At 63.6% G+C, this 14,488-nt stretch carries 15 protein-coding genes and 1 pseudogene; 10 read left to right on the top strand and 6 right to left on the bottom strand.

Going from position 1 to position 14,488, the window contains the following annotated elements; translation table 11 throughout:
- Window positions 1-257 precede the first annotated feature (257 nt).
- From NKI31_RS31535 to NKI31_RS31525, 3 genes are all read left to right on the top strand, one after another.
- Window positions 258-1,127: a carbohydrate ABC transporter permease gene (locus NKI31_RS31535; RefSeq protein ID WP_023726098.1), complete on the top strand. Its 870-nt coding sequence runs from the start codon at window positions 258-260 to the stop codon at window positions 1,125-1,127.
- The gene (locus tag NKI31_RS31530; protein WP_023668609.1) at window positions 1,124-1,948 is read left to right on the top strand and encodes a carbohydrate ABC transporter permease; all 825 of its coding nucleotides are present in this window, start codon (window positions 1,124-1,126) and stop codon (window positions 1,946-1,948) included. The genes NKI31_RS31535 and NKI31_RS31530 overlap by 4 nt, the downstream gene beginning before the upstream one ends.
- 65 nt (window positions 1,949-2,013) lie before the next feature.
- Window positions 2,014-3,489, top strand: a complete 1,476-nt coding sequence (locus NKI31_RS31525; RefSeq protein ID WP_352653424.1) for a M81 family metallopeptidase — start codon at window positions 2,014-2,016, stop codon at window positions 3,487-3,489.
- Between the two features lie 159 nt (window positions 3,490-3,648).
- Here the strand turns inward: NKI31_RS31525 and NKI31_RS31520 are convergent, their stop codons facing one another.
- The 6 genes from NKI31_RS31520 to NKI31_RS31495 form a co-directional block, all read right to left on the bottom strand.
- Window positions 3,649-5,703: a M3 family metallopeptidase gene (locus tag NKI31_RS31520; protein ID WP_352653423.1), complete on the bottom strand. Its 2,055-nt coding sequence runs from the start codon at window positions 5,701-5,703 to the stop codon at window positions 3,649-3,651.
- Between the two features lie 88 nt (window positions 5,704-5,791).
- The gene (locus NKI31_RS31515) at window positions 5,792-6,205 is read right to left on the bottom strand and encodes a hypothetical protein (protein WP_023688839.1); all 414 of its coding nucleotides are present in this window, start codon (window positions 6,203-6,205) and stop codon (window positions 5,792-5,794) included.
- Window positions 6,206-6,271: 66 nt separating this feature from the next.
- Window positions 6,272-6,916 carry a carbonic anhydrase gene (locus tag NKI31_RS31510; RefSeq protein ID WP_023668613.1) on the bottom strand — a complete coding sequence of 215 codons (645 nt, stop codon included), beginning with the start codon at window positions 6,914-6,916 and terminating at the stop codon, window positions 6,272-6,274.
- 149 nt (window positions 6,917-7,065) lie between these two features.
- Window positions 7,066-7,830 (bottom strand): DUF429 domain-containing protein, encoded by a 765-nt coding sequence (locus NKI31_RS31505; protein ID WP_352653422.1) that lies wholly within the window; start codon window positions 7,828-7,830, stop codon window positions 7,066-7,068.
- Window positions 7,827-8,711: a pyridoxal kinase PdxY gene (pdxY, locus tag NKI31_RS31500; protein ID WP_352653421.1), complete on the bottom strand. Its 885-nt coding sequence runs from the start codon at window positions 8,709-8,711 to the stop codon at window positions 7,827-7,829. Before pdxY ends, NKI31_RS31505 begins: the two co-directional genes overlap by 4 nt.
- A 133-nt stretch (window positions 8,712-8,844) precedes the next feature.
- On the bottom strand, window positions 8,845-9,096 hold the full coding sequence (locus NKI31_RS31495; RefSeq protein ID WP_023732941.1) for a hypothetical protein: 252 nt from the start codon (window positions 9,094-9,096) through the stop codon (window positions 8,845-8,847).
- A gap of 163 nt (window positions 9,097-9,259) precedes the next feature.
- On the opposite strand from NKI31_RS31495, the gene NKI31_RS31490 reads away from it, so the two are divergent.
- From NKI31_RS31490 to ppa, 7 genes and pseudogenes are all read left to right on the top strand, one after another.
- On the top strand, window positions 9,260-9,892 hold the full coding sequence (locus tag NKI31_RS31490; RefSeq protein ID WP_023681434.1) for a LemA family protein: 633 nt from the start codon (window positions 9,260-9,262) through the stop codon (window positions 9,890-9,892).
- Window positions 9,893-10,131: 239 nt separating this feature from the next.
- Window positions 10,132-10,902, top strand: coding sequence for a TPM domain-containing protein (locus tag NKI31_RS31485; RefSeq protein WP_198022225.1), 771 nt, complete (start codon window positions 10,132-10,134; stop codon window positions 10,900-10,902).
- A 49-nt stretch (window positions 10,903-10,951) separates the two neighbouring features.
- A pseudogene (locus NKI31_RS31480) lies at window positions 10,952-11,407 on the top strand (TPM domain-containing protein); the annotation flags it as partial.
- A 35-nt stretch (window positions 11,408-11,442) separates the two neighbouring features.
- Window positions 11,443-12,330 carry a TPM domain-containing protein gene (locus NKI31_RS31475; RefSeq protein WP_352653420.1) on the top strand — a complete coding sequence of 296 codons (888 nt, stop codon included), beginning with the start codon at window positions 11,443-11,445 and terminating at the stop codon, window positions 12,328-12,330.
- Window positions 12,331-12,336: 6 nt separating this feature from the next.
- On the top strand, window positions 12,337-12,975 hold the full coding sequence (locus NKI31_RS31470) for a TPM domain-containing protein (RefSeq protein ID WP_023668621.1): 639 nt from the start codon (window positions 12,337-12,339) through the stop codon (window positions 12,973-12,975).
- 168 nt (window positions 12,976-13,143) lie between these two features.
- Window positions 13,144-13,650 (top strand): GNAT family N-acetyltransferase, encoded by a 507-nt coding sequence (locus tag NKI31_RS31465; protein WP_023688843.1) that lies wholly within the window; start codon window positions 13,144-13,146, stop codon window positions 13,648-13,650.
- 123 nt (window positions 13,651-13,773) lie between these two features.
- Window positions 13,774-14,307: an inorganic diphosphatase gene (ppa, locus tag NKI31_RS31460; RefSeq protein WP_023668623.1), complete on the top strand. Its 534-nt coding sequence runs from the start codon at window positions 13,774-13,776 to the stop codon at window positions 14,305-14,307.
- Window positions 14,308-14,488 lie beyond the last annotated feature (181 nt).

Genomic DNA, 14,488 nt, shown 5'->3' with positions numbered 1-14,488 from the left:
CCCTCCCCACACCCGAGTCACCACCCACGCCACACCCCCCCCCACCCGCCCACACCGCTCGACACCTCTCCCCCGATCGACGGGGGAGAGGAAAGGCCCCTTCCGCAACCGTTGCGGAGGATGGGCAGGCAGGTGAGGGGCAGCGCAAACGTCGCAGGAAATTCAAACCCTGAAGCGCTGCCTTAGACCGATATGCGAGATTGATCCGAGCTGGCGCGCCAGCGCCACTTATGTCCAACACGGTACGAATCCGGCCGATGCAAAATCGTTACCTGCCCTATTTATTGACCTTGCCCAGCCTGTTTCTGGCCGCAGTCGTCATCTTCTGGCCGGTCTGGGACCTGATCCAGATATCAACGCATGATGTCAGCCGTTTTGGGCAGCTGCGGGACTTCAACGATTTCGCCAATTATTCCGCCTTCCTCGCCGATCCCGATTTTCTGGCGGCACTCTGGCGCACCGGCCTGTGGACCGTGCTGGTGGTCGGCGGCGCGCTGCTGTTGTCCGTCCCCGTGGCGATGATCCTCAACACCGATTTCTACGGCCGCGGCATTGCCCGCGTCATCATCATGCTGCCCTGGGCGGTGTCGCTGACGATGACGGCAGTGGTCTGGCGCTGGGCGCTCAACGGCGAAAGCGGGATGCTGAACTCGGCGCTGATCGGGCTTGGCCTGATCCATGAAAACATCCAGTGGCTGGCGCGCGCCGAGACGGCATTCCCGATGCAGGTGCTGATCGGCATATTGGTGACGGTACCGTTCACCACGACCATCTTCCTCGGCGGCCTGTCGTCGATCCCCGACGACCTCTACGAGGCGGCGGCCCTGGAGGGGGCGACGCCGCTGCAGCAGTTCCGCGAGATCACCTTTCCGCTGCTGAAGCCGTTCATCAACATCGCCATCGTGCTCAACACCATCTACGTCTTCAATTCCTTCCCGATCATCTGGGTGATGACGCAGGGCGGGCCGGCCAACTCGACCGACATATTGGTCACCCATCTCTACAAGCTGGCCTTCCGCATCGGCAAACTGGGGGAAGCATCGGCAGTGTCGCTGCTGATGTTCGCCATCCTTTTGATCTTCACCATGATCTATGTGCGCCTCGCCATGCGGGAGCAACGCGCATGACGCCCAAGCTGAAGCGCACGATCATTGCCTGGCTGCTGCTTTCGCCGCTGCTCGTGGTGACCATCTTCCCCTTCGCGGTAATGTTTTTGACCGCGGTCAAACCGCGGCAGGAGGTGCTGTCGCCGACCTGGTGGCCAAGCGAATTCCACTGGTCGAATTTTGCCGACATGTGGGTGGCGACCGGCTTTGGCCAGGCGCTAGCCAATTCGCTCTATGTCTCTGTTATCGCCACCGTCGGCGCCATCCTGATCTCGGTGCCGGCCGCCTATGCCATGTCGCGGTTTCGCTTTGCCGGCTATGGCGCCTTCCGCCAGTTCCTGCTGATCTCGCAGATGATCTCGCCGATCGTGCTGGTGCTCGGCCTGTTCCGGCTGATGGCGGCCTGGGGTCTGATCGAATCCACGACGGCGCTCGGCGTCATCTACATGGCTTTCAACGTCGCCTTCACCGTGTGGATGCTGCAAAGCTATTTCGACACCATCCCGCGCGATCTCGAGGAAGCAGCGTGGATGGAGGGCGCCGGCCGCTGGCTGACCTTGCGAAAAGTGTTTCTGCCGCTTTGCCTGCCGGCAATCGCGGTGACCGCCATCTTCACCTTCATCAACGCATGGAATGAGTTCGTCGTTGCGCTCACAATGCTGCGCAGCCAGGAAAGTTACACGCTGCCGATCCAGGTGTTCTCGCTGGTCGCCGGCCGCTACACGATCGAATGGCACCATGTAATGGCGGCGACGCTGCTGGCGACGCTGCCGGTGGCGATCCTGTTCATCTGGCTGCAGCGCTATCTCGTCCGCGGGCTGGCGCTCGGGGCCGTAAAATAGCAATTCCAGTGTGGAGCGGTTTTCCGTCCGGGATTGCGAAAAACAAATAGCCGTACGGAGTTTTCATGCGCATCTTCACCGCCTCGCTGGCGACCGAAACCAACACCTTCTCGCCGGTGCCGACCGACCGGGCGTCGTTCGAGATGGCGTTCTATGCCGGGCCGGGCAAGCATCCTGATACACCGACCTTGTGCTCCTCGCCGATGGTCGCGCTGCGCCGGCGCGCGGCTGCCGAAGGGCTGACCGTCATCGAAGGCACCGCCACCTGGGCGGAGCCGGGCGGGCTGGTGCAGCGGCAGACCTATGAGGCGTTGCGTGACGAGATTCTCGGCCAGTTGAAGGCAGCCTTGCCGGTCGACGCCGTCATCCTCGGCCTGCACGGCGCCATGGTGGCGCAAGGCTATGACGATTGCGAAGGCGATCTGCTGGAACGGGTTCGCGCAATCGTCGGGCCCGACGTGGTGATCGCGGTGGAGCTCGACCCGCACAGCCACCTGACGCCGAAGCGCGTCGCGGCATGCAATGTCATGGCCTATTTCCTCGAATTCCCGCACACCGACTTCTATGAGCGCGGCGAACATGTCGTCGAGCTTGCATTGGCGGCGGCGCGCAGCGAGATCAAGCCGGTGATCTCGACCTTCGACTGCCGCATGATCCAGGTGCTGCCGACCAGCCGCGAGCCGATGCGCTCCTTCGTCGACCGCATCAAGGCGCTGCACGGCAAGGACGGCGTGCTGTCGGTCTCGGTCATCCACGGCTTCATGGCCGCGGACGTGCCCGAAATGGGCACGCGCATCCTGGTCGTGACCGACAATGACAAGGCCAAGGGCGATGCGCTGGCGGAGAGGCTCGGGCGCGAGCTTTACGCCATGCGCGAAAGGACGGCGATGACGATGCTGAACACCGAGGATGGCATCGCGCGGGCACTGGCCGCGCGCAAGGGAAACCCCGGCAAGCCGGTTGTGATTGCCGACATCTGGGACAATCCCGGCGGTGGCGTCGCCGGCGACGGTACCGTCGTGCTGCGCGCAATGTTGGAACAGGGCGTTGACAATTTTGGCGTGGCGACGATCTGGGACCCGATCGCCGTCACCTTTTGCCAGGCGGCAGGCGAAGGCGCCGTCATCGACCTGCGCTTCGGCGGCAAGGCCGGGCCGCTGGCCGGCGAACCGATCGATGCGCGCGTCAAGGTGTTGAAAGCCGTCCCCGAGGGCTGGCAGACCTTCGGGCCGAGCCGGGTGACGCTCGGACCGACGGCACTGGTGCGGCTCGAAGGCACCGAAATCGACATCATCCTCAACACCAACCGCACGCAGACCTTCGAGCCGGATGTCTTCTCCAACATCGGTGTCGATCCGTTGTCGAAGGACATATTGCTGATCAAGTCGACCAACCATTTCTACGCCGGCTTTGAACCGATCGCGGCGGAGATCATCTATGTCTCGGCGCCGAGTTCGTATCCGAGCAATCCGGCGGTAACGGATTACAGGAAGCTGACGCGGCCGGTGTGGCCCAGGGTGGCGGATCCTTGGGCAGTATAGGCTCACCTTCTCCCCTTGTGGGAGAAGGTGTCGCCGCAGGCGACGGATGAGGGGTGTTCCAGCGGAGTGAGGCGTCGGCGTTCCCTGGAACACCCCTCATCCGTCTCGGCGCTTCGCGCCGATCCACCTTCTCCCACAGGGGGAGAAGGGAAAGCCGCGCTACACCAATCCCCGCTTCACCATCATCGCTTCCGGCGAAGGCATCTTGCCGCGGAACGCCGTGTACAGTTCCTCCGGATCCTTCGACCCGCCGGCGGCATAGATATTCTTCCGAAGCCGTTCCGCCAGCGCCGGGTTGAAGGGATCGCCGGTCTCCTCGAAGGCGGCGAAGGCGTCGGCGTCGAGCACTTCCGACCACATGTAGGAATAGTAGCCGGCTGAATAACCGTCGCCTGAGAAGATATGGCCGAAATGCGGGGTGCGATGACGCATGGCGATGGTGTCGGGCATATCAAGCTTTTCCAGCGTTTCGGCTTCGAAACGCAGCGGTTCCGCCGGCGCATCCGGCCGCGCGTGATACGCCATGTCGATCAGCGCCGACGCTGTGAACTCGACCGTGGCGAAACCGGCGCCGAACGTGCGGGCGGCCAGCATCTTGTCGAGCAGCGACTTCGGCATCGGCTTGCCGGTCTTGACATGCAGCGCATGCTTTTCCAGCACTGCGGGCACCGTCAGCCAGTGCTCGTAGAGCTGCGAAGGCAGTTCGACGAAATCGCGCGAAACCGACGTGCCCGCCACCGACGGCCAGGTGACGTCGGTCAGCATGCCGTGCAAAGCATGGCCGAACTCGTGGAACAGGGTCTTGGCCTCATCGACCGACAGCAGCGCCGCTTCCCCCGCCGGCGGCTTGGCGAAGTTCATGATGTTGTAGATCACCGGCTTGGAGCCATCCCCAAGCTTGTAGCCAGACTTCAGCGCGCTCATCCAGGCGCCAGAACGCTTCGAGGATCGCGCGAAATAGTCGGCGAGGAACAGGCCGCGCTCGCTGCCATCGGCGTTCTTCACCACGAAGACGCGCGCGTCGGGATGCCAGGCGGCGATGCCCTTCTTCTCCTCGAAAGTGATGCCGAACAGTTTTGTGGCGACGTCGAAGCAGGCGTCGATGACCCGGTCGAGTTGCAGATAGGGTTTCAGTTCCGCCTCGTCGAAGTCGAATTTTTCGGCGCGCAATTTCTCCTGGTAGAAGCGCCAGTCCCAGGCGGCGAATTTTTCGTTGCTGCCTGCCTTGGTCGCAAGCCGCTCCAGCTCCTTCTGGTCGGCGGCGGCCTTCTCCAGCGCTTTCTCCCAGACCGGGTCGAGGAGGTCGTGCACCGCCTTCGGCGTCTTGGCCATGGTGTCGTCGAGTTTCAGCGCGGCGAACGAGGCATAGCCGAGCAGCCTGGCCTTTTCGGCGCGCAGTTTCAGCATGTCGCGCACCACTGCGGTGTTGTCGCTGGCGCCGCCATTCTGGCCGCGCATGGTGAAAGCGCGGAAGGCGCTCTCGCGCAGGTCGCGGCGTTCGGAGAAGGTCGTGAACGGCTCATAGATCGAGCGCGACAAGGTGACTGCGTAGCGGCCTTTCTGGCCGCGCGTCTCGGCGGCTTCGGCCATCGAACTCTTCACGAAGTCCGGCAGGCCCGCAAGATCAGCCTCGTCGAGGAACAGCGCCCAGTCGCGCTCGTCGGCCAGCACGTTCTGGCCGAAAGTGGTGCCGAGCGAGGACAGCTCCTCGCTGATGTTGGCCAGCCGCTTCTTGCCGTCGGCGTCGAGTTTTGCGCCCGATCGCACAAAGCCTTTCCAGGTCTTCTCCAGCACCCGCAGCGTCTCGACGTCGAGTTTTAGCGTCTCCCGGCGCTGGTAGAGGTCGTCGATGCGGGCAAACAGTTTCTCGTTCATCGAGATCGCCGAGAAATGCCGCGACATCTTCGGCGAGATCTCACGCTCCAGCGCCTGGATCGCATCGTTGGTGTGGGCGCCGGCCCGGCACCAGAAGATCGACGAAACATGGTCTAGCGGCTCACCGGCGAGCTCGAGGGCTGCCAGCGTATTCTCGATGGTCGGCGCATCCTTGTTGCCGGCGATCGCATCGATTTCGGCCTCATGTGCCTTCAGCGCCGCGTCGAACACCGAGGAGAAATCATCGTCGCCGATGCTGGCAAAATCCGGCAGGCCGAGCGGCCCTTGCCATTTGGTCAGCGGATGGGCGGCGAGATCGACGGTTTTCGTGGACGGCATGGGGGATCTTTCGATGATTGGCGGAGCTTGCTGACCGATGTAGGGCGATGACTGGCGCGGCGCAACAGCGCGGCCGTTCAAGCCCGCGTCAGAAGCCGTCGCAATTTTCCGCGATCGCCGCTTGCGAACTGGCGGTGATGCGGTTGCCGGTGACGGCGAACGTTTCCTGCATCAGCATGTCATTGTTGGGGAAATCATAGCAGGCGATGACAGTGGTGACGCCGGCCTCGCTCTTTTCGACGCGATGCCGGATTGCGGCGCCGGCGACCGCGCCCTTCCATTCGTCGATCGACGCGATGAACTCCTGCTTCGACTGCACGACGCCGAGATCGTCGAGCTTGATGCGGACATCGTCGGCGAGCAGGTCCGACAATTCGGTGCGATCGGCGACCAGCAGCGCCGAATACCAGCGGTCGATAATGGCACCGTCATCGGAGCGGGCAGGGACGAGCGAAATCAGCAGCGCCGCTACGGCGAAAGCGATCGCAGGCCAAACCCGCATTCTTGCCTCCTCTTATTTGACCATGCCCTTATCCGAAAACCGGTTCCACTTTTCGGGATCATGGGTCTACGTCAAATCCGGCCGCTCGAAGTCGCCGGTGTCCTTGTTCATCACCCAGAGCTCGCCTGTCGAGATGTCGAACCAGGCGCCATGCAGCGACAGCCGCCCCTTGCCTTCGAGGATGGAGACGCAAGGGAAGGTCCTGAGATTGGCGATCGAATAGCGGATGGAAATCCGCTCCAGCGCCGTCTGCCGTTCGGTTGTCGTCATGAACGTGCTGGACGAAACGGTTTCGGCCGCCGGCGCGATCAGGCTCATCCATTTGCCGATGAAGTCGCCGGGCGACAGCGGCGCCGAATTGGTGTCGAGCGCGGCGCGGATGCCGCCGCAGCGGCCATGGCCCATCACTACGATGTTTTTCACCTTCAGGCTCTGCACGGCGAATTCGAGCGCGGCCGAGGTCGAGTGGAACTCGCCGTCCGGCGCATAGGGCGGCACCAGATTGCCGACATTGCGCAGGACGAACAGTTCGCCCGGACCGGCGTCGAAGATCGCCTCGGGGGCAGAGCGGGAATCGCAGCACGCAACGATCATGGTTTCGGGCGCCTGCCCTTCGCGGGCGAGCTCGCGATAGCGTCCGCTCTCGGTGAGATAGCGGCCATTCATGAAGTTGCGGTAGCCGGTCCAAAGATGTTCGGGGAGATGGGGCATGGGCTAGGGATGAAGCCTTTCGGGGTTAGCGACGGCAGCTCATTTCAAGTTAGAAAGGCTCTAACGGCAAATGCCCGTCGCGGGCAATGCCGAATTGCGGATGGCTTCGTCGCAAATCGCCATGCCGCACGCATGGCTCGCCGCTTGCCTCACGCCCAGATCGCCAGGGGAATGCCCAAACGGTCGGCAAGCGGCGGGTCGGGAAACGGCTTTGCCTCGCCGCCGGCAATGCGTCCGGCAATCAGCATCATCGCTGCGGCGTCGAGGAAATCGTCGGCGGCAGCACCGCGTGGCAGCGGCTGGCCAAGGAAAGCTCTGGTATAGCCGTGCCGGCAGAGCAGTGCCTTGCGCTCTTCCATCCCGGCAGGATTGACTGCGCCCTTGATCTTCTTCGGCAGCGTCATCGGTTTTTCGCCGTTCAGCCGGCAGAAGGCCACTTCGGGGTGCGATTCGAAGACGCGGCGGCGCAGTTGCGGACGTGCGATCAGCAGCACGTCGATCTCGCGTATCTTGGCAAAGATGCCGAAGGCCTGGATCGAGACGCCGCGTCGCGGATCGGAGGTCGCCTTGGCCACCTCGCTGGCGCGCCGATGCGCCTCATACCAGGCCTCGACCGTGGTGAAGTCGCTGATGTCGGCGTAGAGGGCCGCGCGGGACGGGATAGAGAAGACGCTGGATTGCCGTGCTCCGAGCATTGGCCGTACCAAGGTCTCCGGCCCGCGCCCGCCTCTTTGCGAGACGTCCGGCAGGCCGATCGGCATGTCGACGACCACTGTCGCATCGGCGGGCAAGGCGTCGAGCAGGGTCGCAAAGCTGGGAAAGACGCGGACTGACGGCGCGGCATCCAGATCGCGGCGGACGGCGATCCAGCCGGCCTTGCAGCCGTCGACGCCGACGACCAGGGTCGAGGTCACGCCCGGCGGTCCCGCCCCGGATGGGTGAGGTGGCGCAGCTGCACCATCGCCATCGGGTGCGACAGGCTCTGGGCATCGGTTTCAAGCTGCAACTCGTCGCCGCCACGCTTGGCGGTTCGCGCCAGGATTTCGTAGACGGCGGCGGTGGTCGATTGCAGCGCCTTGATCGGCGGCTGCCCCGACAGGATGCGGGCGAGGTAGACGGCCGCAGTCAGGTCGCCGAGGCCATTCGGCGGCTTGTCGATGAGGCGGTGTTCGGCCAGCAGCGCCTGGGTGCCGTCAAGCAGCAGATTGCCGGTGCCGCCGGTCATCATCGACTGTGCCGACGTCACCAGCATTGTTGACGGTCCGGCATGGAGGGCGGCCGAGATCACCGATTTCAGATCGGGCAAAGGCGCGCCGGCCATCCACTCCAGCTCATAGCGGTTGGGGGTGGCGATGTCGGCGATCGGCATCAGTCGATCACGCATGGCGGCGGCCGTCAGCTCGGGCACGTAGAGCCCGCCGGAATCGCCCATCACCGGATCGCATATATAGATCGCGTCCGGCGTCTTGGCCTTGACTGCCGCAACCAGCGAGGCGACGGCCTCGGCCTGGCCGGCCTCGCCGAGATAGCCCGACAGCACCGCGCCCACCTCGCCCAGCCAGGGCGCGCGCTCGAGATCGGCCATCAGCGCCTTGAACTGGTCGAGCGGCGGCACGATGCGCGTGGCGCGGCCATGGCCCGGATGCCAGGGCAGGATGACCGTCGGCACCGCCCACACCGGAAAGCCCAGCGTCTCCAGCGCAAACACGGCGGCGCGGTTACCGACCGAGCCGCGGGCGACATGGCTGGAAATGACGATGACCGCGCGCGGCGCGTCGGCTTTTTCGCTGTTCATGGAAAATCCTAGATACGGATAATTTTTCGTTGAATCGTCATCCTGATCTATCTCTTTGGTTGGAGCATGATCTCCGGACAAAACGGTTCCCGCTTGTCCGAGAAAACCGGTTCCCACTTTTCAGGATCATGCTCTAGCTGCCCCGGGAGACGTAGTACACGAGCCAGATCAAAAGGCCGAGGGCGACGATGAGCCCAAGTGTGCGGCCGATGCGGGTGCCCCAGACCTCGATCGGATCGGATCGGTCGGCCTCGGCTGCGGTAACATGATCGCGGGCGCCTTTCGCTGCCCGTGACACCAGCGATGCGCCGCCAAGGCCGCCCTCGTTCGCCACGCGCTCAATAATGCGGCGCGATTCGCTGTCATCGTCGCGGCGTTCCGCCATGATCCTGTCCTGTTTGCCGGCAACCATACCGTGTTCGCGCGATCAATCACAGGGCCTCGCCGGCGCATGAATGCGCGCCAGGAATGCGCGCCAGCGGCAGACATTTTCTTGAGCGCGGATTGTGCTAATGCTTCGCATGCAACTTCTGTCGAGGGACCTCACCATGTTTGCCCAGCGCCTTGCCTTCCCTTTCCGCAGTCTGCCGGCCGTGCTGATGATGGCCGTCGTGCTGCCTCTGCTCGCCGGCTGCGGCTTCAACACCATCCCGACGGCGGAGGAAAACGCCAAGGCGGCATGGAGCGAGGTGCTGAACCAGTATCAGCGTCGGTCCGACCTCATTCCCAATCTGGTCGAGACGGTGAAGGGCTATGCCTCGCATGAAAAGGACACGCTCGATGCGGTGGTCGAAGCGCGCGCCAAGGCGACGCAGATCACGGTGACGCCGGAAACGCTGAAGGACCCCGAAGCGCTCAAGAAGTTCCAGGATGCGCAATCAGGGCTGACCAGCGCGCTGTCGCGGCTGATCGCGGTGTCGGAGGCCTATCCCGACCTCAAGGCCAACCAGAATTTCCTGGCGCTGCAGGCGCAGCTCGAAGGCACCGAGAATCGTATCGCCGTGGCGCGGCGCGACTACATCCTGGCGGTCAAGGATTACAATCTGACGCTGAGGACCTTTCCGTCGGTGCTATGGGCAACCTTCTGGTTCCGCAGCAACGAGCCCTTCGCCAACTTCACCGTCGAAGAAGACAAGATGCAGCCGCCGAAGGTCGATTTCGGCACGAAGCAGGGCGGGTGATGACGTCTGGGTGAGCTTGGCCTTTGCCAGCCTTGCGTTCCTTCACACCCCCCTCTGTCCTGCCGGACATCTCCCCCTCAAGGGGGGAGATCAGCTGTCTTCTGTCCTTGCGCCAATTATCAGCGTTGCCGGCTGAGCGTCGGCAGCGAGATTGCCAATCTCCCCCCTCGAGGGGGAGATGTCCGGCAGGACAGAGGGGGACGCGAAGGAACGCCAACCTTGGTGTTCTTCTCGCCTTTCTGGCCGTCTTCCTGCCCCTCACCGCCTTCGCCGCCGACCTCCCCGCGCTGACCGGCCGCGTCGTCGACAATGCCGGGATCATCGATGCAGGCACCAAAGCCGCGCTCACCCAGAAACTCGCCGACTTCGAGACCAGAGGCTCCGACCAGATCGTCGTCGCAACCATCCCCAGCCTCGACGGCGAGGAGATTGAGCCTTACGCCAACCGGCTGTTCCGCTTCTGGAAGCTCGGCCAGGCCAAGGAAAACAACGGCGTGCTGCTGCTGGTGGCGCCGAACGACCGCAAGATGCGCATCGAGGTCGGCTATGGGCTGGAAGGCACGCTGACCGATTTGCACACCAAGCTGATCATCGAAAACGACATGGTGCCGGCGTTCCGCGCCGGCGATTTCTCCGGGGGCATTTCGAAGGCCGTCGACGACATGGTGATGGTGCTGGAAGGCAATCCGGAGGAATTGGAGGCGCGCGGCGAGCGCAACCAGAAGCCGCCCATCAATACCGACAATCTGTTCTTCGGCGTCTTCATCAGCATCTGGGCAATCATGTTCTTCGGCAGCATGGCCGCCTCCATCCTGCCGCCGATCTTCGGCCAAAAACTCGGTCCCGGCCGCTATCGCTGGCTCGGCATGACATTCGAGCCGCACAAGCGGTCATCCAGCGGCGGCTGGTCTTCGGGCGGGGGCGGCTGGTCGTCGGGTTCAAGCGGTGGTGGCGGCTTTTCCGGCGGCGGCGGTTCGTCCGGCGGCGGCGGCTCCTCGGGAAGCTGGTGAAGAGATGACCACACGCATCGCCAATCCCTGGCATGGCCGCTTCGCCACGATGACCGGCGCTGCCTTGCTGGTCTTGCTCGTCAGCGTCGCGGCGCTGGCAGCGGAGCTGCCCGCCCTCGCGGGACGCGTGGTAGACAATGCCGACATCATCGATGCCGCGACCGAGGCGGCGCTCACCCAAAGACTGGCCGATTTCGAGACCAAAGGCTCCGACCAGATCGTCGTCGCGACGGTTCCCAGCCTCGACGGCGAGGAGATCGAGCCTTACGCCACCCGGCTGTTCAACGCTTGGAAGCTCGGCCAGAAGGCCAAGAACAATGGCGTGCTTCTGCTGGTGGCCGTGAACGACCGCAAGATGCGCATCGAGGTCGGCCACGGGCTGGAAGCCACGCTCACCAACCAGCACGCCACACGGATCATTGAAGGCATGGTGCCGGCCTTCCGCGCCGGGGATTTCTCCGGCGGTATTTCCAAAGCGGTCGACGACATGATCATGGTGATTGAGGACAGTCATGGTGGTTGAGGGGAACTGGTGACGGCATGACAGTACGCGTCTTCAATCCGCCAAGACCTGGCCGCGCAGCCGCGACGATCGGCATCGCCCTGTTGACGATGCTCACCATGCTGTTTGTAGCCTTGGCGGCAGACCTGCCGGCACTCACCGGGCGGGTGGTCGACAATGCCGGTATTATCGACGCCGCGACCAAGGCGGCACTGACGCAGAAGCTCGCGGATTTCGAGACCAAAGGCTCCGACCAGATCGTCGTCGCCACGATCAACAGCCTCGACGGCGAGGAGATCGAACCCTACGCCAACCGGCTGTTCCGCTTTTGGAAACTCGGCCAGGCCGGCGAAAACAACGGCGTGCTTCTGCTGGTGGCCAAGAACGACCACAAGATGCGCATCGAGGTCGGCTACGGGCTGGAAGGCACGCTGACCGACCTGCACACCAAACTGATCATCGAAAACGACATGGTGCCGGCGTTCCGCGCCGGTGATTTCTCCGGCGGCATTTCCAAGGCCGTCGACGACATGGTCATGGTGCTGGAAGGCAACCCGGAAGAACTGGAGGCGCGCGGCAAGCGCAACCCGGCCGACCGCAGCACGCCCATCGATCCCGTCGTCGCGGTCTTCCTGATCCTGTGGGCGGCGATGTTCTTCGGCGGCCTGGCGATGGCCTTCCTGCCGCCGATCTTCGGCACCAAGCTGTCGCCGGGCGTGTATAAATGGCTGGGCATGACCTTTCGCTACGGCCAGGGGCCGAGCGGATCGTCCTCGGGCTCCAGCAGCTGGACAACAAGTTCGCCGTCGGGCAGCGGATGGTCATCGGGAAGTTCGGGCAGCAGCTGGTCTTCGGGCTCAAGCAGCGGCGGGTTTTCAGGCGGCGGCGGTTCGTCTGGCGGTGGCGGGTCTTCAGGGAGCTGGTGAGAGAAGATGGCAACACGACCGATCAGCCCACAGGACCATGAGCGCATCGCCACCGCGATCCGCGCGGCCGAGGCCAAAACCGACGGCGAGATCTACTGCGTCGTTGCGCATGCCAGCGACGGCTATTTCTTTCCCGCCGCCTTCATGGCGACATCGGGCATGCTGATTGCCAGCCTCGCCGTCGCTTATGGGCTGGAAGCCTGGTGGCTGTCGATCCGGCTGCCGCATTTCGTCATTGTCCAACTGCTGGCACTGGCCTCGGTGTTGGTGCTTTTGTGGGCGCTGCCGGGCTTGCGCATCCATCTGGTGCCGCGCCGGCAGCGTTATCAGGCGGCACATCACAATGCGCTCAGGCAGTTCCTCGCCCGCAATGTCCACCGCACCACGGCGCGCACCGGCGTGTTGGTCTTCGTGTCGATCGCCGAGCGTTATGCCGAAGTGGTCGCCGATTCGGGCATCGACAGCAAGGTCGGCCAGCATGTCTGGGACGGCGTGGTGCGCGATCTCCTGCAGCATGCCGGTGACGACCGGCTCGCCGACGGCTTCGTCAAGGCGATCGGGCAGGTCGGCGCGGTGCTGGCCGAGCATTTCCCGGTGACGTCGGGCGACGCCAATGAGCTGGACGATCATCTCGTCGAGATCTGAAGAGCCTGCACGCGCTACCCGGACGGACGCCTGACCGCGCCGGCTGGGCGCGTTTTCCAGGCAGGCTTTGCCCATTGTCAGCAGTGTCGCGATCGGCTGTGAGAAAGCGGTCGGCGGGCTGACCTCGACTCTTGCAAATGGCCGATGCGGGTTTATGGTTAACAAATCATGAATACGCTGAGCATCGACATCAGGAAAGCCGAACCGCGCGACGCCGGCGCCATTGCCGACGTGCACCAGCTGGCCTGGGAGGGCGCCTATTCCGGCATCATCCCGCATCGCTCGCTGACCTCGATGATCAACCGCCGCGGCGCCGACTGGTGGGCCAACGCCATCCGCCGCGCCGCCACCGTTCTGGTGGTCGAGATCGGCGGCACCATCGCCGGCTATGCCACGATCGGCAAGAACCGCGCCCGCGAGCTGAAGCAACAGGGCGAAATCTACGAACTTTACCTGCGTCCGGAATATCAGGGCATCGGGCTCGGCAGCCGGCTGTTCAAGGCGGCGCGGGCGCGGCTTGCCGACCACGGGCTGAAGGGAATGGTGGTGTGGGCGCTGGAAGACAACCAGAACGCACTTTCCTTCTATGCCGGCGCGGGTGGCCGTGACGTCGCCGAAGGCGTCGAGATTTTCGAGCAGAGGGCGCTCAAGAAGGTCGCCTTCGTCTGGGAATGACCGGTCTCGGTTACAAATCATCATAAACCGTGCGCTTCCGTTAGCGCTTCGCACCAATCGCCGCATTGCACCATGCCGCGCCGCCCGCTATCGATCTTGGACATCGAGAGAGGGATTTAAGCCATGCGAATCGAAGCCATTGCCATCGGAAAGAACCCGCCCGAGGACATCAACGTCATCATCGAGGTGCCGATCGGCGGCGAGCCGATCAAGTACGAGATGGACAAGGAGGCCGGCACGCTGTTCGTCGACCGTTTCCTGCATACGTCGATGCGCTACCCCGGCAATTACGGTTTCGTGCCGCACACGCTGTCGGGCGACGGCGACCCGATCGACGTGCTGGTCTGCAACACGCGCGCGCTGGTGCCGGGCTGCGTCATCAATGTGCGGCCGATCGGCGTGCTGGTGATGGAAGACAATGCCGGCCAGGACGAGAAGGTCATTGCCGTGCCCTCGCCGAAGCTGACGCTGCGCTACGAAAACGTCACCGAATACACGCAGCTGCCCGAGATCACCCGCGACCAGGTCCAGCACTTCTTCGAGCACTACAAGGATCTCGAGCCCGGCAAATGGGTCAAGATCGAAGGCTGGCACGATTCCAAATACGCCAAGAAGATGATCGTCGACGCGATCGCACGGGCGAAGGCGGCGAAGTAGCGCCGAGAGAGGCCTGCGTCTCGTTCAAGTAAGCGGCAAACGCCAGCGCGAGGCACCCCCCTCTGGCCTGCCGGCGATCTCCCCCTCAAGGGCATAGGCGCTAAGATAGGTATTGCCTTGCGGAATCGGGTGTGATTCTACGCTGCGATGACACATGAATCGCTTGTTGATGACGGCTGGG

The organism is Mesorhizobium sp. M0659, from assembly GCF_040320605.1.
Lineage (GTDB): Bacteria > Pseudomonadota > Alphaproteobacteria > Rhizobiales > Rhizobiaceae > Mesorhizobium.
This window is presented reverse-complemented; position numbering and strand designations above follow the sequence as displayed.